Origin of the sequence: Brucella sp. NBRC 14130 (assembly GCF_040371715.1) — a bacterium.
Classification (GTDB): domain Bacteria; phylum Pseudomonadota; class Alphaproteobacteria; order Rhizobiales; family Rhizobiaceae; genus Brucella; species Brucella intermedia.
The window spans coordinates 464,987-482,428 of sequence record NZ_BAABTE010000004.1 but is presented as its reverse complement, the minus strand read 5'-3'; the positions used below and the strand labels follow the sequence as shown (position 1 = coordinate 482,428).

Sequence of the window (17,442 nt, the reverse complement as noted above, 5' to 3'; positions counted from 1 at the left end):
ATTTGATTCAGGCTCTGAAATCGAATTGCACTCGACGGAAGGGTGGGAAAGCAGATAGAGCTGCCTGCCCGAACGAGCGGAATTGAAGCAGATTTTTGGGTTTCTGGGGCAAACCCAATTAACGAATAGATTTACGACGTTATGCCAAAGGAGAATGACATGAAGAGGCTGCAGGATAAGGTCGCAATCATCACCGGCGCCGGTTCGGGCTTCGGTTCAGGCATGGCGCGCCGATTTGCAGCCGAGGGTGCCAAGGTCGTTCTCGCCGATGTGAACGTGAAGCATGTTGAGGATGAACTCGCCGAGATCGGCAAGAACGGCCTTGCCGTGCAGGCCGATGTTTCGCGCAAGGACGACATGGAGCGCGTGGCGCGCGCGGCGTTTGAAGCATTCGGCTCCATCGACATCATGATCAACAATGCCGGTTTCACACATCGAAACATGCCGCTGACGGAAGTCACGGAGGACAATTTCGATCTGATCGCCGCGGTCAACATGAAGGCGCTTTATTATTCGACCCAGATCGTCGTGCCGATCATGGAGCATCAGGGCAGCGGCGTCATCATCAACACGGCTTCGGCAACCGCGCTGCGTCCGCGCAAGGGGCTTGTCTGGTACAGCGCCTCCAAGGGCTGGATCATCAGCGCGACCAAGGCAATGGCGCTGGAGCTGGCGGAAAAGAACATCCGCGTCAACTGCATCTGCCCTGCCGAAAGCGAGGGTGAGGCATTGAAGCTGTTTCTGGAGGAGGATACGCCGGAAGCCCGGGCAGCGCTCAAGGCGACCATTCCGCTCGACCGGTTCTCGACGCCCGACGATGTGGCGGAAGCCGCTCTCTGGCTGGCCTCGGACGCCGCCTCCATGGTGACAGGGACGGCACTCAATATCGACGGCGGTTACTCAATCTGAGATTGTGGCTCTGGCGGCCTGCAAATGGCGTTGTTTTGCGCTTCCGGTGCTCAAACTCCACCATTTTCGGCTCGCCATAACCACAATCTACCAATCTAGCTGTTGGCTTCGGCGAGGAAGTCATCGAAGATGGCTTCCAGCCGCCTGTGCCGTTCGGCTGCCATGAGCTTTCCGGTTTCCGTCTTGAAACCGGAGGCAAGGCCGAACAGTTTCGTGCGGAAGTGGTCGAGCGCGAAACGCTTGTCGTCCAGCGGGCGGTTTTCGGCGTGCGGGTCGCGCCAGTCGTAAAGCGCACTGCCCATGCGGCCCGCAATGTAGAAGCACCGCGCTGCACCAATGACGCCGATGGCATCGAGCCGGTCGGCATCCTGCAATATTTTCGCTTCCACCGTGACAGGCTCGATATTCGCCGAAAAACTGTGCGCCTCGATGGCGTGGGCGGCAAGGCCGATGCTCGCTTCATTCCAGCCGAGATCGCGCAGCAGCCCCGTCGCCTTTTCCGCCGCCAGACGCGAAGCGCGGTTTCGGTCAGGCGAATTCTTCTCCACGCTCACGCAATCATGCAGCAGTGCAGCGGCGCAAAGCACTTCCGCATCGCCGCCTTCATGACGCTGGATGGCGGCTGCATTCTTCCAGACGCGGGCAAGGTGGGACAGGTCGTGCGACCCGTCCTCGCCATGTTCGAGCGCATGGGGCAGCAGCCTTTCGGCGAGCGTTTCAAAGGGCGCGAAGATATGTGCTGTCATGCTGGTTCCGCCATGGTTGGGGATTCGGTCCATGACAGAATTACGGGTTCCTGCGCAGCACGGTCCAGTTATAAAATGCGCCGAGCATCATGATCAGGCATGTGCCGAGGAACACGGAGCGCATGCCGAAGTGACCGCCGACAAAGCCGCCCGCGACCGGCCCGGCAACCTGGCCGACATATTGCGCCGAGACGGAAAGCCCGAGAATGCCGCCCGCCACACGGTCGGGGACATTGTGCCTTATGACGCTGCTGATGCAGGGCAGGAGGCCGCCCAGTGCCAGCCCCATCAGAAAGCGCAGGCCGATCAGCTGCCAGGCTTCCGTCACGAAGGCCTGCGGGATCAACAGGAGTGCGGAAACCGACAGGGCGCCGATGATGACGCGCGTATGGCCGATGCGGTCGGCAAGGCGACCGAGCCGTGAGGACGACAGGATGCTGCCAAGTGCGGCAGCGGCCATCACCACGCCGGAAATCAGCGTCACTTTCGTCTGGTCGTCCATCAGTTGCATCACATAGACGGTGATGATCGGCTCTATCGACATATTGGCGAAAAGCAGCAGCATGCCCGTCACCAGCATGGCGATAACCGGTTTCCTGTCGGGGACGGCTGCCCAGATGGATTCCGCCTTCTGCTCTTTCGTCGGCTTGGGCGGCTTGCGCTCTTCGCGGATCAGGAATGTCGTGGCCAGAAAGGTGAGAAAGATCACGCCGCCCGCCAGCCAGAAGGTTGCGCGGATGCCGATCAGCGGCGGCAATGCGCCGCCGAGCAGCGGGCCTGCCAGATTGCCCGCCATGATGCCCGCAGAAAGCGCGCCCAGCGCCCAGCCGGTTTTTTCCCTTGGCGTCTGCGTGGCGACGAGGATCATGGAGCCGGACGAATAGCCACCCGCAATGCCGACGAAAAGGCGCAGCGCCACCAGTTGCCACACGCTCGTCACCATGCCGATCAGCGACATGGCGATGGCCATGCCGAGGCTGGCGCGGATCAGCATCAGCTTGCGCCCGTAACGGTCGCCGAGCTTGCCCCACAGCGGCGCGACGAAGGCTGCGGCCAGAAAGGTCGCGCCGTAGGCGATGCCCGACCACTGCACGATCGCCGCATGATCCGCGACACCCAACTGTTCCACATAGAGCGGCAGGAAGGGGAGAAGGAGCGACATGGCGATGAGCGTGGTGAAGGAGCCGAGGAGGCAGATCAGCAGGTTCTGCTTCCAGTAGCGTTCCGGGTTGTCTTCGGCGGTCACATTTTCCTGGCAGGCTGCGGTCTCATCGTCGGCAGCGGCTTGGGCGGTGCTCATGTCATGTCTCGCGATTGCAATGTATTCCATTTTGGGATACCAAAACGGTATGCATGAATGCGCCTGTCAAAACGACTTGTCAATCGGGGCGCTGCCTTAAAACGGAGAATGGTTGCCAATGTCACAGATGAGGCAGGTTGAAACGCAGCTTCGCGACATGATCCTCGGCCTTGAACTGGGGCCGGGCGAGCGTTTGACCGAACGCTGGATTGAGGCGCAGTTTGCCGCCTCGCGCACCCCGATCCGGGCGGCACTTCTGCGGCTGGAAGCGGAGGGGCTGATCTGCCGCGAAGGGCGCGGCTGGACGGTTTCGCCGATCAATCTTGGCGAAATCGAACAGATCGGCGTCTACCGCGAGGCGCTGGAAATCGCCGCGTTAAAGCTGACCTGCGCGCTGGAAGATCGCAACGGCGTAGAGCCGATTGCGGCCATGCTGGACAGTTGCGATGCCGACACCTCGCGCGAGGAATGGCACCGGATCGGCATGGATTTTCATATCGAGCTGGCGCGGCTTTCCGGCAACGAGTTTCTCAGCCGTGGCGTGCGCGATGCCATGCAGCGCCTCTCACGGGCGCGCTGGCTGGAGGTGCGCGACGAGGCAGCACTTGCCCGCGCATGGGCCGAACACCGCGCCATTCTCGACGCGGTGCGCGAAGGAAATGCCGAAAAGGCGACGGCGCTGATGGGCGCGCATCTGGACGGAAGCCGCAGCCGCCTCGTCAGCAATCTGCACGAGGACCGTCGCGGCCTCAAGGCGCGCGGCTTTGCCGTCATCAGCGCGTGACGGGGTCACCGCCATTCGGGCAGCTTATGCCCGTCTCGCGAATAATATTGCGTGCGCCCATCACCGATGCCGATATCCCGCAAGAGATACTCCGGCGAATATTCGTTGATGGTGACACGGGTGCGCCTGAACGAAAACAGGCGTGAAAACAGCGCGCTCCAGCCGCTTTCCGTTGCGTGGCTGATCGGGCAGGGCGTGGCGGTCGCGCAGGCAGAATCGAGGTTTTTCATGATCTCACCTATCGGATGAAGCGGCTGTGGGAGGCAGCCGCCTGTTAAATTCTGCCTATAGCTATGCGCCGGAAAACCTTTGTTTTCCAATTGAACATCGAGTAGTGTGCATAAGGAGAACTTATGCATCATGACGACAGCGCTTCCCCCTTTATCGGCCATTCGCGTTTTTGAATCCGCCGCCCGCCATGCAAGTTTCACCCGCGCTGCGGCGGAGCTGGGCATGACGCAGGCTGCGGTCAGCTACCAGATCAAGATATTGGAGGAGCGCGTCGGCGCGCCCCTGTTTCTGCGTATGCCGCGGCAGGTGGAGCTGACCGAACTTGGCAAGCAGCTCGCGCCCGCGATCACGGAGGCGTTCGAGACGATGCGCAATGCCTTTGCCAGCCTGCGGGAGGATGCGGAGGGCACCCTGTCGATCAGCGTTCTGGCCACCTTTGCCGCCAACTGGCTGGCGCATCGGCTCGGCTCGTTCCAGATGCGGCATCCATCGCTTGCGGTCAGGCTCGACACGTCCGACAGCTTGATCGACTTCGCGACGACCAATGTCGATATCGCGATCCGAAGCGGCTTCGGCAAATGGCCGGGACTGGAAGCGCATCAGCTCATCAAGGCGAGTTTCACGCCGATGCTGAGCGCGGCTCTGGCCGCAACCATCGGCGGGGTGAAGGAACCTGCCGACCTGCTACGGCTCAAGATCATCGACGCGAGCGACCCCTGGTGGAAAATCTGGTTCGAGGCGGCGGGGATCGAAAACCCGCAATTACCGGGCAATACGCAGAACCGGCTTGGAGCGCAGCACATTGAAGGGCGGGCGGCTGCCGCAGGGCAGGGCGTCGGCATCCTGACGCCCGCTTTCCACCAGATGGAAATCGCCACCGGCCAGCTTATCCAGCCCTTCGACATTCTCGGCGACGATGGTCGCGCCTATTGGCTGGTCTATCCCAAATCCCGCCGCACCACGCCAAAAATCCGCGCATTCAGGGAATGGATATTGAGCGAACTCGACTGCGGATAGATGGCAGCAGAAAGGCTCAATCTTTCGATGCGGCGAGGAAAACCGCGTGCTGGGCGTCATATGCGCGCTTGAAAGCCGCGCGTGCCTCCCCGCGCGCGACATAGGCGGCAAGGTTCGGATAGTCGTTCAATATGCCTGAACTCTTCAGCCGCCGCAGTACGGACACCATCAAAAGATCACCGGCACTGAATGCGCCCTCAAGCCAGTCATTATCGCCCAGACAGGCGGAAAGTGCGTCCAGTCTTTTGCGGATACGCGCTTCCACGATCGGCATGCGCTGCTCGTACCAGCTTTCCTGCCGTTCGACAAAACCGGCCATTTCCCGTTCGACGATTACCGGTTCGATGGTGTTATGCGCAGCGAACATCCATGTGATGGCGCGTGCGCGGCCATTGGCGTCATCCGGCAGAAGACCGGGGTTCTGCTCCGCGATATGAAGCACGATCGCGCCGGATTCAAACAGCGCCAGATCGCCCTCTTGATAGGTCGGTATCTGCCCGAAGGGTTGAAGATCGAGGTGGGGGCGGGCTTTCATCGCCTCAAACGAGACGAGGCGCATATCATAGTCCCGCCCGGTCTCTTCAAGCGCCCATCGAACGGGCATGTCCCGCGCCATCCCTCGGCCGCGATCGGGAGAATTTTCAAATGCGGTGATGATAGGACGTGGCGGACTGTCGCCGCTGGAAGGCGTTTTCGTCATGATGGTTCCTCCTCAACATCACTTCAAATGGAAGCCGGGCTTTCCGATGCAATCTCCGCCTTGTTCTCCAAACAATACCGACCAGTTGGTATGTTGTCAACGCGGGTGAAAAGCTAGCACTACAGTTGCACATTCATCAGGTCGTGGCGAACAGAGCGATTTTCGAGCACGGAGGGGAGCGGGGTTAAGGATACGCGAGCACCGGAGCGCAAAAAATGTTCTTTGCCGCCCGGCATCACGAGGAACGCAACTGTTGTTTCAGGAAGGGGAGACACGGTGAGGAGATCGGGCCGAGGATAACAGGAAAGGAGGGACGGATTGGGAAACGGAGAAAGAGGCGGGGGCGAAGCAGCGTGCCGGGCAATGAAAAGCCGGGAAGGTGGCGGCAGGTGCGAAGAGAACAGCGAAAGGGAGATACCATCGCAACGGGGAGGAGACCCGCGTAAACATCCAGATGCAGCAGTCCAATTGTCCAGTCAAAACATGCAATGCCGATCGTGGGGCCTGCTCGTGCGTCTTTTCCTTCGTCGCTCTACGGGGGAGACTTGCTCCATCGCATAAGCGCCAGAACGCCAGGCGCTCAAATTTTTTTCTGTCTCATGTCACATTCGGCATTGCCCGCTCGTCATGTCTATCGAAAGCCCTTCAACCAAAAGGAACGATACCATGACCCCTCTGCTCAACCCGTTCAACGTTGCCCCCGCCACGATGAAATCCTGGATGGCCGCTTCGATGACCATCGCCTCCAGTCTGGAAGCGAGCCTGATCGAACTCGTCAAAATCCGCTCGTCGCAGATCAATGCCTGCGCCAATTGCATCAACATGCATACGGTCGAGGCGCGTTCGCTGGGCGAGACCGAACAGCGCATCTATTTGTTGTCGGCATGGCGCGAAGCACCATGCTATTCTGAGCGCGAGCGTGCGGCGCTGGGCTGGGTCGACGCGCTGACCCGCCTGTCACAAGGCCACGATCTGGAAGAAGCACGCAGCGCCATGCAGGCACAGTTCTCCGAGGAAGAACAGGTGAACCTTACGCTGATGATCAACATCATCAATGGCTGGAACCGCATGGCGGTCGGCTTCAATCTCTGGTTCGAACCCGAAACCAAGCAGCCTGTCGCAAAGGCAGCCGTCTGATGACCGACATATCCTCCCAAGGCGATGCAGCCGAAAGCTTCGATCCGCTGCGCCCGAAACTGATCCGCGTTGCCTATCGTATGCTGGGTTCGGTCGCCGATGCCGAGGATATGGTGCAGGAGGCGTTCATCCGATGGATGAACGCCGACCGCAGCGAGGTGCGCGAGCCGGAAGCCTTCCTGCGCCGCACCGTCACCCGTCTATGTCTCGATTTTTTGAAATCAGGGCGCAACCAGCGCGAAACCTATTTCGGGCCGTGGATTCCCGACCCGGTTGTGGAAGAAGAAGCGGATGATGACGTGACCCTGCCGCTCATGCTGGCGCTGGAGCGTCTTTCGCCGCTGGAACGTGCGGCCTTCCTGCTGCACGATGTCTTCGGGCTGGATTTCGACGAGATAGCGCGGACCATCCAGCGCGATGCCGCAGCCTGCCGCCAGCTTGCGGCGCGGGCCCGCAAGCATGTGCGCGAAGAGCGTCCGCGTTTTCAGGTCGACAGGCAGCGCGGGCTCGAACTGGCGCAGGCCTTTTTCATGGCGTCACGCAGTGGCGACATGAATGCGCTTGGTGCGATGCTGGCGGCAGATGTGAACCTTCATGCCGATGGCGGCGGCAAGCGTCCGGCTTTCCCGAAGCCTGTTTTCGGCTTCGAGGAGGTGATGAAGACTCACGAGAAACTGGCCGCCTATTTCAGCGGCAACCAGTCCGCGCTCTTGCGCACGGTTTTCATCAACGGGTTGCCCGGCTTCATCACGCAAGAAGCCGATGGAGAAATCCAGACGACGGCGCTGGATATCGAAGAAGGAAAGATCGTCGGGATTTATGTCGTACGCAATCCCGACAAGCTGAAGCACTTGCACTGAACTGGAGCGCGGCTATCCGATGAAATAGCGGCAAAGCCCCGCCGCGCCGATGCCGATCAGCACGGTCGGCAGCATGGAAAAGCGCGTTGCAGCGAAGATGGTGATCGCGAGCGCTATCAGGTCGGCAGGCTTGTCCGACACGAAATCGGGCGCGATGACCGAGATCAGGACGCAGCCGGGGGCTGCTTCCATCACCGCCGTTGCACGTTTGCTGAGCGTGCGGTTGCGCAGCAGCACATAGCCGCCGATCCGCGTGAGATAGGTGACGCTTGCCATCAGGACGATGGTCAGAACAGCTAACGGATCGATCATTCTTCACCTGCCAGCAGATAGGCTGCAACGAGACCGGACAAGGCCCCGGCGGCGACATACCAGGCGCCGGGAATGGTGAGATAGGTCAGTGCGGCCACGACAAGGCTGACCAGCCAGGGCCGCGCGGCCGCGAAGCCTTTCCACATGCCCGCCAGCAGCACCAGAAATACCGCCGGAAACGCCATGTCGAAACCATAGGGGCGCAGGTCTCCCATCATCGGCCCAAAGGCAGCGCCCAGCGTGGTGAATAAAACCCATGCAAGGTAGAAAGGAATCGCCACGCCGGCATAGAAGGTGAGGCTCAAGGCCGGATTGATGCCCTTCGACTGGCGGCGTTTGGCATCGGCAAGGCCGAGCGCCCAGCTTTCATCGCACATCAGAAACAGGCTGGCGAATGCCTTGCGCTTGGGCAGATGGCGGATGAACGGGGCCAGCGCCGCACCCATCAGCAGGTGGCGGCTGTTGACCAGAAAGGTGATGGCGACGATCAGCAGGACATGCGGCGGTGAGGTCCAGAGCTGGATGGCCGCAAATTCCGACCCGCCTGCAAAGTTCAGTCCGGTCATCAGCGGCACTTCCACGATGCTGAGGCCTTTTTGAGCAGCCTGCGCGCCCAGCACCAGCGCATAGGGAATGATGCCAAGCAGAACCGGCAGACCGGCTGCGGCCCCGCGACGGAATTCCGAGCCGCGCCCGGATCTGCTTTTTTGAGGCGCATAGGCCTGTGAAATATCCATAGAATTCCTGCTGGAGCGGTGCGCTCTGTCTGGTTGTTTGGCGGCGCTTGTGCAGCGTCGGGCGTCTCATCTGGCTGCAAGATACTGTGGCTGGCCGCTGGTTCGCGGCCGCCCCTTGGTCAGTCTCTTGCGGGCTTTCTTGAGAGGTTTCGCAACTATAACCGTTCTCTTCGGCAATTTGGTTGCGAATTACGCCGGTATGGGTCAATGTTTGGCAGGAAATGCCACAGATATCGCCATAAATGGAATCTGAAGCCAATGAAACTGGATGAGATCGATAAACGGATTCTCCGCGTGCTGCAGCGCGATGGCCGCATCGCCAATAACGACCTCGCACGCGAGGTTGGCCTGTCGCCTTCGCCCTGCTTGCGGCGGGTGAAGCTTCTGGAAGAGGCGGGCGTGATCGACCGCTATGTCGCCGTGTTGAACCCGGCCAAGGTCGGCAAGGGTTTGACTTTCTTCACGCGCATCCGGCTGGACCAGCAGGACGAGGAGACGCTGCAGACCTTCGCCAAGGAAATCCTGAAGCTGCCGCAGGTGCTCGAATGCTATTTCATGCTGGGCGACTATGATGCGATGATCCGGGTGGTCGCGGCGGATATCGAGGATTACCGCCGCTTCCAGTCGGAATATCTGAGCCGGATCAAGGGCGTTCAGAACCTGAAGACCGACGTACCGAGCCAGACGGTCAAGCAGACTTCCGAAATGCCCCTGTAGCGGCATTTGTCGGGGGGATGCGATTATGCAGCCTCCTCTCTGGCAGCCATGGGCTGCACGCGCGCCAGTTCCTCATTGATCTGATCGGCCAGTGCGAAGAAGTGCCTTCGCACCTGCGGAGCGTAGGGGTTGGCGTGTTCGATGGCCTGAAATACTTCCGGCGCATCGTGACGCACCATGCCGACCGCCTGCATCAGAAGATCGAAGCTCTTCGTCGTCATGCGGGTTGGCAATGGCTCCATCTGCACCAGAACCCGGGCGATCAGATGCGTCAGGCCCTGAACCATTGCCGCCTCGCGGTCGTGGTCCTCCGGTGTCGTTATGATGACATCGAGGGAAAGGTGCTTTTTCAGGAAGGCCGCAACGCGGTGGAAGCGCGTGCCGCGCACGGGGCAGACGGCGATTTTCAGTCCGGCAATGCCGTGGCGCGCGCTTTGCGGACCGAACAGCGGATGCGTGGCGACGATATCGACATGCGCCGGTAGACCACGCCGCATGATGTCGGCAGGCCCGACCTTGACCGAGCCGACATCAAGAACGAGCGTGCCGGGGCAAAGATGCGGGGCGATCTTATCCACCACGCTTTCGAGCGTCGCAACCGGCGTTGCAAGGATGACGATATCGCAGGCCGCAACCTGCTCCACGGAGGCCAGGGCAACGCCGTGCAGAAGTGCGGTCTGTTCCAGCTCTGCGGCGGGATCGTAAGCATAGAGCCGGAAATACGGGTTCAGGTGACGGGCAATAAGCTGCCCGAATGCACCAAAGCCGATAATGCCGATTTTCGTATGCTGATTTCTGTCGCGAGACATGGACTGACCTCTTAAGGGCCGCATGGCCAGAGGCGCTGTCCTTGAAACTCAACCGCTGGCAATGCAGCGGTTGAACTATGACAAAGCAAACCCGCCGCTATGTGCGCGGGGCGTAATAAGACCGGGTGCTGATGCGTGCTTTGTTCATGCCGTCTAGCTATTCCTGCTTCGGGCGCATGTCAACATGTGGTTTATTTCAGATAGGCGCGAACCACGTCGACAAGTTCGCCTGCGCCTTCATCACGCTCCTTTTGCGGAAGGGCGCCATCGGCCACATGCACGAGAATATGGTCTTCGATCACTTCCGCCATCAGCCCGTTGACCGCGCCGCGAACGCCCGCAATCACCTGCATGACTTCCGCGCAGCCCTTTTCGTCTTCGAGCATCCGTTCCACGCCCTCCAGCTGGCCACGAATGCGGCGCACGCGGTTGATGAGCTTCTGCTTCTCGCGGATGGTATGGGTCATGAGCGCTTCGGTCCTTCATGGCAATGTAGCTGGCATTCACGCGGTGCGCGGTTCAACCTCCACCGTCACATGCGACAAATCATGGATTGCAGCAAGCTTGTTCCGATAATAGGACGGCGCTCGCGGCTCCTCCGCGATGATGGAAACGATGGCGCCGTGATGGCCCGGCCCGAGCTGCCAGACATGCAGGTCGGCGATCTCCCCGCCCTCGCGGCTGATGATTTCGGCGATCTCGTCCGGCAGGTCTTCTCCATCGGGCAGGTAGTCGAGCAGGGTCGAGCCGGTGTCCTTGATCAGCCCCCACGACCAGCGTGCGATCACCACCGCACCGACGATGCCGATCGCCGGGTCAAGCCAAAGCCATCCATAAAGACTGCCCAGCAGAAGCGCCGCGATGGCAAGCACCGATGTCAGTGCGTCGGCGAGCACATGCATATAGGCGGCGCGCAGGTTCTGGTCATGACCGTGATGATGATCGTGGCCCGGTTCATGGTGATGATGGCCATGGTGGTGCGAATGGTCGTCCCTCAGGAGCCAGGCGCAGACGAGATTGACGATCAGCCCGATGACAGCGACCAGAATGGCCTCCTGAAAGCCGATGTTGACCGGTGCGCTGAACCGCCAGAAGCTTTCCCAGCCGATCAGGAGTGCGATCAGCGCCAGAACGATGGCGCTGGCAAAGCCTGCCAGATCGCCGAGCTTGCCGGTGCCGAAGGTGAACCGCGCATTATGCGCGTGTCTGCGTGCATAAACATAGGCGAGGGCCGCGATCAGCATCGCCGCCGCATGGGTGGACATATGCCAGCCGTCGGCGGTGAGCGCCATGGAGCCGTAAAGGTTTCCGGCGATGATCTCCACGATCATCATCGTCGCCGTGATGGCGATAACGAGCCATGTCCGCTTTTCATTGCGCCGGTGGTTTTCTCCCAGAAAGACATGGTCGTGTCCGGAGACTGGATGACGCCCGGAATGGTCGGCATGGTGATGCGTGCTCATGGAAACGCTCCCTTGTTAGAATAGGGGGGTATACTATTTTTGAGCATGTTACAAATCACACTTTCATGGGGAGCGTTTAACCTCAGTTGGAACGACCGCTGGCAACGCCTCTCAACGGCAGAAAAATTCACCTTTAGCGGTAGGACCTACACCTATTCGAGAGGCCTTATGGCCTGATTGCAGGAATCTTTTCGGGGGCGGGATCGGCTAATATCGGAGTCGTAACTTGGGGCAAAGCATCGAAGCGCCGCTGGTCCGGGCAACGCGGAACGACGCTTCGGAATTTGAAGCTGCGCATCGTGCTTTGCTAGAAATCCACGCTGATTTTCAGGCCGGTGCCGTAACGAGAAGAGCGGAGGGATTCATGTCTTCAGACAAGAACGGGCATTCGCCGCGCAGTCGTGCGCGACGGCATTTTCTGGGCCTCACAGCCGCCACTGCCGCCAAGGTTGCGGCGCTGGGCGTGTTTGCGGCAACGGTGTCTTCCCGTCCATCACAGGCGCTGGGCACGAAATGGTGGCATGGCGGACATGGCGGTGGCGGCGGAGGAGGCTCCGGCGCCAATTGTCTCCTGAAAGGAACGCTGATCGAAACGCCCGGCGGCCCGGTGGCGGTGGAGGCATTGTCTGTCGGCGATCTTGTGACTACGGTCCGGGGCGACGCACGCCCCGTCAAGTGGGTCGGCTGGCAGAGCCACAGAAAGGGCGGCATGCAATGGGACGAGAGCGTGATGCCGATCCGCGTCAGGCGCCATGCCATCGACGGGAAAACACCGCAGCGCGACCTTTATCTTTCGCCCAACCATGCGCTGCTCATCGATGACGTGCTGATCCGCGTCAAGGATTTGGTCAACGGGCAGAGCATCGCGCGCGTGTCGATGGACAAGCTGATCGACTATTACAACATCGTTCTCGACAGCCATGATGCCGTGCTGGCGGAAGGGGCTGCCGTGGAGACCTACCTGATGCGCGGCGACAGCTACAGGAGTTTCACCAATTTTGCCGAATATCAGGAATTATATCCCGAGGAAGCCAATATCATCATGCAGCCCTATGCGCCGCTGATGGGCTATGAAGGTGCCCGCCAGCACATCCATGCGCTGTTGTGCATGAGCGGCATTCTCCCTGTGCGGGACGTGGTTGAGGAAACCTATCAGCGTCTGGCCGCGAAGGCAGGTGCAATCGTAGCGTAGAACATGAAGCACCGGACGATGGTAAGAATGGCGGGGTGCCGACTGCACCCCGCCTTTTTCCTGAGAGCAGTCCGGCCTAGATCCTGTCCATCAATGCATACCATGACAGGGCAAGGAACAGGAGCGGCGAGCGGAAGGTGCGGCCGCCGGGGAAGGCGGGGATGCGCAGTTCTTCGAACAGTTTCAGCCTGTCGCGATTGCCTGCAAGGGTTTCCGCATAAAGCTTGCCCATGTAGTTGGCCAGCATGACGCCATGGCCGGAATAGCCGCCCGCTGAAATGACGCCCGGCATGACCTCGCGCACGAAGGGCTGGCGCGGCATGGTTATGCCGACCGAACCGCCCCATGCATGGGTGATCTCGACATTGTCCAGCGCCGGATAAATCTCGGCGATCTGGCGACGAATATGGGTGCTGATGTCGCGCGGATTGTCGGCTGTATAGGCCTCGCGCCCGCCGAAAAGCAGCCTGCCGTCCTTCGAGCGGCGGAAATAGCGCACCACGAAGCGGGAATCGTCGATGGATTCACCGCCCGGAATAACCGGGCTGTTATCGCCCAGCGGCACCGTCGCCCCGATGAAGGAGCGGATCGGCATGACATGCGATGCGCTGACCGGCTCCAGCAGTCCACCGTAAGCATTGACGGCGATGAAGGCGTTTTTCGCGACGATGGTTCCGCGATCGGTTTCGACCTCGACCCGTCCGCTCGCCGTGCTGATTTTGGTGGCTCTGGTGTCTTCGAACAGTTTTGCGCCTGCCGCCTGCGCCGCTTTTGCGGTTCCGACCAGCAGTTTCAGCGGATGAATGTGGCCGGTCCCCGCATCATAGACGCCGCCAAGATACCGTTCGGACCCGAGCAGGCTTGCCGTTTCCCCACGGTCGAGCAGACGCAGATGCGGATAGTTGAACCGGCTCGCCATCAGCTCGACATGACGCTCATACGATTTCAGATAACGCGGCTTGTGCACGACCGAAATCTGGCCGGGCACATATTCCATGTCGATCCCGTGCTGATCGGCAAAGGCGAGAAGATGGGCCTTGGCTTCCTCCGCCACATCGAAAAGGGCCTTGGCGCGTTCAAAGCCATATTGGGCTTCGAGGTCTTCGGCCCATGTGCGCTGGCCGGTGCCGAACTGCCCGCCATTGCGGCCCGACGCCCCATCCCCGAACCGCGCTCCGTCGATCAGCGTGACGTCCACGCCCTGCCTTGCGAGATGATAAGCCGCCGAAAGCCCCGTATACCCGCCGCCGATGACAACGACATCCGCCTGCCGCGCCCCATCCATCTCCGGATATTGCGGGCGGTCCGGAACGGTCGCCTCGTACCAGGAATAGCCGGGCGAGATTGGGGACTGGTAGGGCATGGGCGATTCCGTTTAAGGGAGTAGGGGAATAAGGGAATAGGGGAGTATGTCAGGTTTCCGATAATTTGCGGATCAGAAGCCGTAGCAGTTTTCCGACACTTTCACTCTTGGCCATTATGGGTTCCATTTTCTCGCTTCTGATGAAACCCAACCTTTCAGCAATGAGCAAGTGAGTTTCGACTTCTTTCAGTGAGCCTTGAGCAATACGCAGAAACTGCTGGTAGGAACCGCGCGTGTCGCGTCCGTAACCTTCGGCAATATTGGCTGGCACGGAAACGGCAGCGCGCCGAATCTGGCCGATAAGGCCATGAATTTCCTCTTTCGGCCAGGTGTCAGTCGATTTGTATATGACCGTCACGAGCTCCATTGCTTGTTGCCACGCAAGTATATCGCGATAAGAATTGATTGCCACAGCCACGCCCCCGCATATCTGCTTACTCCCTTACTCCCTTACTCCCTTAAACGTTGAGCAGCAGAAACTCCCGTTCCCACGGGCTGATGACTTCCATGAAGGTTTCGAATTCGGCGCGCTTGATGGCGGCATAGGTGGTCATGAAGGAACTGCCGAAAAGATTGCGCAGTTCCGCGTCTTCCTCGAACAGTTCCACCGCGTCGATAAGGCCGCGCGGCAGGTCGATTTCCTTGGTGTTGACGCTCGTGGTCGCAGGCTGTTCCGCCTCGATCTTGTTTACAAGGCCGATCAGGCCGCAGGCGAGGGACGCAGCAAGGGCAAGGTAGGGGTTGGCGTCGGAGGAGGGGATGCGGTTTTCCACGCGCCGTCCATTGGGGTCTGAGCGCGGAACGCGGAAAGCGGTGGTGCGGTTGTCATAACCCCATTTGACGTTGACCGGTGCCGAAGCGTCCGGCGTCAGACGGCGGTAGGAATTCACATAGGGCGCGAACATGACGAGCGCGTTCGGCACATGGCGCTGCATGCCGCCGATGAAATGGCGGAAAGCCTCGCTTTCGCTGCCGTCCTCATTGGTGAAGATGTTGCGCCCGGTCTTCTTGTCCACGATGGACTGGTGGATATGCATCGCCGATCCCGGCTGGCCCTGAATGGGCTTGGCCATGAAGGTGGCGTACATGTCGTGTTTCAGCGCCGCCTCGCGGATGGTGCGCTTGAACATGAACACCTGATCGGCCAGTTCCACCGGGTCGCCATGGCGCAGGTTGATTTCAAGCTGGCCTGCGCCTTCCTCGTGGATCAGCGTGTCGATCTCCAGCCCCTGACCTTCGGAGAAATGATAGATATCGTCGATCAGTTCGTCGAATTCGTTGACGCCCGCGATCGAATAGCCCTGACCACCGCCAATGGCGCGGCCCGAACGGCCGACGGGCGGCGTCAGCGGATAATCGGGATCGGGGTTCTTGCGAACCAGATAGAACTCGATTTCCGGCGCCACGACGGGCTTCAATCCGCGCTTGTTATAGGCGGCAACCACATTGCGCAGAACGTTGCGCGGGGTGAATTCCACCGCGCGCCCATCCTGATAGACCAGATCGCAGATGACCTGCGCCGTCGGATCGGACTCCCACGGCACAGCCGAAAGGGTCGAAAGATCCGGCATCAGCTTGAGGTCGCCGTCATCTTCCGGATAGTGGAAGCCGTAGCCGTCTTCCGGGTAATCGCCGGAAATCGTCGTCATGAAGACGGCGGAGGGCAATGCCAGCGAGGTATTGGAGGTGAATTTCTTCGACGGCATCATCTTGCCGCGGGCAACCCCCGCCTGATCGGGGGTAATGCATTCGATGTCTTCGATGTCGCGCCAGGCGAGCCATTCGGTTGCCTGCTTCCAGTTCTTCACACCGCGAAGAGATTTGACATAGGCAGGCGTACGGCGACGCGGCGCGCGCGTAACCTTCTTTTCCGTCGTATCAGCAGACATCCATCACCAGAAAATGATTTCGATATCGGCATGATAGCCGTGACAGGCCGCAATGACAAATGGGTTGGCCAAGCTTTTGTGTGCGCCGTCGCAGAAAGCGCACACAAAAGAAAATCCATGTGTCAGAGGCCGAAATGGCCCTTCAGCGCGGGCACGTTCGCCACCAGCTGGTCGATCAATTGCGGGTCATGGTCACGCACATAGTTGATTACCTGTCCGCCTGCTTCGGTGATCTGGTCGCTGGAAAGGCCGCTGGAGCGAAGCGTGGCCGCAGCTTTCAGAAGCGCGCTCATCTTTTCGCCCGCCACATTATCCATCAGGCCCGACAACGCACCCATGATGCCGCCGGCGCTGTTGGCGAGCACGTCGTGGGCGCTGGCGAGCTGCTGCGCATCCGGCAGGAGCGCGAAAATCTTGTTGCCGATTTCAGGCGCGCTGTGCTGCAGCACGGAAAACACCGAGCCGGCGAGCTTTTCGGCAAGCTGCGGATCGATGTTGATCTTGGTGGCGATGCTATCGATGAGAGATTGGAGAGACATGAAAATTCCGTATTCCTTGCCCCCGCAAGGGGCGGTTCAAACCGCGGTTGGAGGCAAGGCGCTACGGCTTCCGCCCCAACCATCTACAGGCGACCCGAAAACAGAAACCGGGCCGGGATGCAGGGACCATCAATGAGGCACCGGCGTCAATGCATGGGACGCCGCTTTGTCGGGGTTCGGTGAATTTTCAGTCAAGATTCAGATTGCGGTATTGGCGGTCGCCACCGCGTCCCGATTGCCCGAGGCAAAAAAAAGCCCCGACTGGCAGGACCAGCCGGGGAGGTCAGTTGAGGAAATCCGACCATAAAGCGAGTGGTATATCAAGTCCGTTTCATCGAATTTTACGGACAACAGCGCGTTTGGACATTGTGTCGCTGCCAAAACCCAGATGGGTGAGCATGGCAGCGACGGCGATGGTCGAGAGCGCCATCATTTCTCGTGGGTGACGATGACAGGGATGAGCAAGTCTCCCCAGTTGCCGTCGCCGCCATGATGACGGGCCGAGCGGACCAGTTCCACGGAAACGCCTGCCTCGACCGCCTTCATGACGGTGTAGTTGAGGCGATGCAGATCGTTGGCGAGCATACGGATAACGGTCTGCTGATCCGTGGTCATGCTTGAAGATTGTTCTTCTGCTCTTTCCTTGACGCGTGCTGGCGAATTCATGGAACTGTTCCTCCTGTTTGATAACTGGCATTCCGTTTGTTTGCGCATTTCCGAACGCAAAACCGGTTCCC

General features: G+C 59.9%; 21 protein-coding genes. 7 read left to right on the top strand and 14 right to left on the bottom strand.

Going from position 1 to position 17,442, the window contains the following annotated elements; genetic code table 11:
• The first annotated feature begins 159 nt into the window (after positions 1 to 159).
• On the top strand, positions 160 to 909 hold the full coding sequence (locus ABWW28_RS10955; protein WP_006473068.1) for an SDR family oxidoreductase: 750 nt from the start codon (positions 160 to 162) through the stop codon (positions 907 to 909).
• Positions 910 to 1,004: 95 nt separating this feature from the next.
• On the opposite strand, the gene ABWW28_RS10950 is transcribed toward ABWW28_RS10955, so the two are convergent.
• Positions 1,005 to 1,655, bottom strand: a complete 651-nt coding sequence (locus ABWW28_RS10950) for an HD domain-containing protein (protein WP_176587552.1) — start codon at positions 1,653 to 1,655, stop codon at positions 1,005 to 1,007.
• A gap of 40 nt (positions 1,656 to 1,695) precedes the next feature.
• Positions 1,696 to 2,955 carry a multidrug efflux MFS transporter gene (locus tag ABWW28_RS10945; protein ID WP_247886185.1) on the bottom strand — a complete coding sequence of 420 codons (1,260 nt, stop codon included), beginning with the start codon at positions 2,953 to 2,955 and terminating at the stop codon, positions 1,696 to 1,698.
• Positions 2,956 to 3,073: 118 nt separating this feature from the next.
• On the opposite strand from ABWW28_RS10945, the gene ABWW28_RS10940 reads away from it, so the two are divergent.
• The gene (locus ABWW28_RS10940; protein ID WP_176587554.1) at positions 3,074 to 3,739 is read left to right on the top strand and encodes a GntR family transcriptional regulator; all 666 of its coding nucleotides are present in this window, start codon (positions 3,074 to 3,076) and stop codon (positions 3,737 to 3,739) included.
• 5 nt (positions 3,740 to 3,744) lie between these two features.
• Here the strand turns inward: ABWW28_RS10940 and ABWW28_RS10935 are convergent, their stop codons facing one another.
• Positions 3,745 to 3,969, bottom strand: coding sequence for a hypothetical protein (locus ABWW28_RS10935; protein WP_176587555.1), 225 nt, complete (start codon positions 3,967 to 3,969; stop codon positions 3,745 to 3,747).
• Between the two features lie 130 nt (positions 3,970 to 4,099).
• Between ABWW28_RS10935 and gcvA the strand changes: the two genes are divergently transcribed.
• On the top strand, positions 4,100 to 4,987 hold the full coding sequence (gene gcvA, locus ABWW28_RS10930) for a transcriptional regulator GcvA (RefSeq protein ID WP_176587556.1): 888 nt from the start codon (positions 4,100 to 4,102) through the stop codon (positions 4,985 to 4,987).
• A gap of 16 nt (positions 4,988 to 5,003) precedes the next feature.
• Here gcvA and ABWW28_RS10925 read toward each other — a convergent pair whose 3' ends face one another.
• On the bottom strand, positions 5,004 to 5,687 hold the full coding sequence (locus tag ABWW28_RS10925; protein ID WP_075041842.1) for a glutathione S-transferase family protein: 684 nt from the start codon (positions 5,685 to 5,687) through the stop codon (positions 5,004 to 5,006).
• 666 nt (positions 5,688 to 6,353) lie between these two features.
• Here ABWW28_RS10925 and ABWW28_RS10920 point away from each other — a divergent pair.
• Together ABWW28_RS10920 and ABWW28_RS10915 are read left to right on the top strand one after the other, a co-directional pair.
• Positions 6,354 to 6,824 carry a carboxymuconolactone decarboxylase family protein gene (locus ABWW28_RS10920; RefSeq protein ID WP_006473063.1) on the top strand — a complete coding sequence of 157 codons (471 nt, stop codon included), beginning with the start codon at positions 6,354 to 6,356 and terminating at the stop codon, positions 6,822 to 6,824.
• Entirely contained in the window at positions 6,824 to 7,684 is an 861-nt protein-coding gene (locus ABWW28_RS10915; RefSeq protein WP_176587557.1) for a sigma-70 family RNA polymerase sigma factor, read from the top strand. Before ABWW28_RS10920 ends, ABWW28_RS10915 begins: the two co-directional genes overlap by 1 nt.
• 12 nt (positions 7,685 to 7,696) lie before the next feature.
• Here the strand turns inward: ABWW28_RS10915 and ABWW28_RS10910 are convergent, their stop codons facing one another.
• Positions 7,697 to 7,996, bottom strand: coding sequence for an AzlD family protein (locus ABWW28_RS10910; protein WP_006469288.1), 300 nt, complete (start codon positions 7,994 to 7,996; stop codon positions 7,697 to 7,699).
• A complete protein-coding gene (locus ABWW28_RS10905) occupies positions 7,993 to 8,733 on the bottom strand; it encodes an AzlC family ABC transporter permease (protein ID WP_176587558.1) in 741 nt (246 codons plus the stop codon). The genes ABWW28_RS10910 and ABWW28_RS10905 overlap by 4 nt, the downstream gene beginning before the upstream one ends.
• A gap of 258 nt (positions 8,734 to 8,991) precedes the next feature.
• On the opposite strand from ABWW28_RS10905, the gene ABWW28_RS10900 reads away from it, so the two are divergent.
• A complete protein-coding gene (locus ABWW28_RS10900; protein ID WP_006473061.1) occupies positions 8,992 to 9,450 on the top strand; it encodes an Lrp/AsnC family transcriptional regulator in 459 nt (152 codons plus the stop codon).
• A gap of 23 nt (positions 9,451 to 9,473) precedes the next feature.
• Here ABWW28_RS10900 and ABWW28_RS10895 read toward each other — a convergent pair whose 3' ends face one another.
• From ABWW28_RS10895 to dmeF, 3 genes are all read right to left on the bottom strand, one after another.
• Positions 9,474 to 10,259, bottom strand: coding sequence for a prephenate dehydrogenase/arogenate dehydrogenase family protein (locus ABWW28_RS10895; protein ID WP_176587559.1), 786 nt, complete (start codon positions 10,257 to 10,259; stop codon positions 9,474 to 9,476).
• 191 nt (positions 10,260 to 10,450) lie between these two features.
• Positions 10,451 to 10,726 carry a metal/formaldehyde-sensitive transcriptional repressor gene (locus tag ABWW28_RS10890; RefSeq protein ID WP_176587560.1) on the bottom strand — a complete coding sequence of 92 codons (276 nt, stop codon included), beginning with the start codon at positions 10,724 to 10,726 and terminating at the stop codon, positions 10,451 to 10,453.
• Between the two features lie 36 nt (positions 10,727 to 10,762).
• Positions 10,763 to 11,722 (bottom strand): CDF family Co(II)/Ni(II) efflux transporter DmeF, encoded by a 960-nt coding sequence (gene dmeF, locus ABWW28_RS10885; RefSeq protein WP_063620267.1) that lies wholly within the window; start codon positions 11,720 to 11,722, stop codon positions 10,763 to 10,765.
• A 364-nt stretch (positions 11,723 to 12,086) separates the two neighbouring features.
• On the opposite strand from dmeF, the gene ABWW28_RS10880 reads away from it, so the two are divergent.
• On the top strand, positions 12,087 to 12,914 hold the full coding sequence (locus tag ABWW28_RS10880) for a Hint domain-containing protein (protein WP_176587561.1): 828 nt from the start codon (positions 12,087 to 12,089) through the stop codon (positions 12,912 to 12,914).
• 76 nt (positions 12,915 to 12,990) lie between these two features.
• Here ABWW28_RS10880 and ABWW28_RS10875 read toward each other — a convergent pair whose 3' ends face one another.
• From ABWW28_RS10875 to ABWW28_RS10855, 5 genes are all read right to left on the bottom strand, one after another.
• Positions 12,991 to 14,277 (bottom strand): NAD(P)/FAD-dependent oxidoreductase, encoded by a 1,287-nt coding sequence (locus ABWW28_RS10875; protein ID WP_176587562.1) that lies wholly within the window; start codon positions 14,275 to 14,277, stop codon positions 12,991 to 12,993.
• Between the two features lie 49 nt (positions 14,278 to 14,326).
• On the bottom strand, positions 14,327 to 14,689 hold the full coding sequence (locus ABWW28_RS10870) for a four helix bundle protein (RefSeq protein WP_025091029.1): 363 nt from the start codon (positions 14,687 to 14,689) through the stop codon (positions 14,327 to 14,329).
• A gap of 46 nt (positions 14,690 to 14,735) precedes the next feature.
• Positions 14,736 to 16,166, bottom strand: a complete 1,431-nt coding sequence (locus ABWW28_RS10865; protein ID WP_006469280.1) for a glutamine synthetase family protein — start codon at positions 16,164 to 16,166, stop codon at positions 14,736 to 14,738.
• A gap of 122 nt (positions 16,167 to 16,288) precedes the next feature.
• Positions 16,289 to 16,705, bottom strand: coding sequence for a DUF2267 domain-containing protein (locus ABWW28_RS10860; RefSeq protein ID WP_021587386.1), 417 nt, complete (start codon positions 16,703 to 16,705; stop codon positions 16,289 to 16,291).
• Between the two features lie 429 nt (positions 16,706 to 17,134).
• Positions 17,135 to 17,371: an SMc00767 family acetate metabolism repressor gene (locus tag ABWW28_RS10855; protein WP_006473055.1), complete on the bottom strand. Its 237-nt coding sequence runs from the start codon at positions 17,369 to 17,371 to the stop codon at positions 17,135 to 17,137.
• Positions 17,372 to 17,442: the final 71 nt, after the last annotated feature.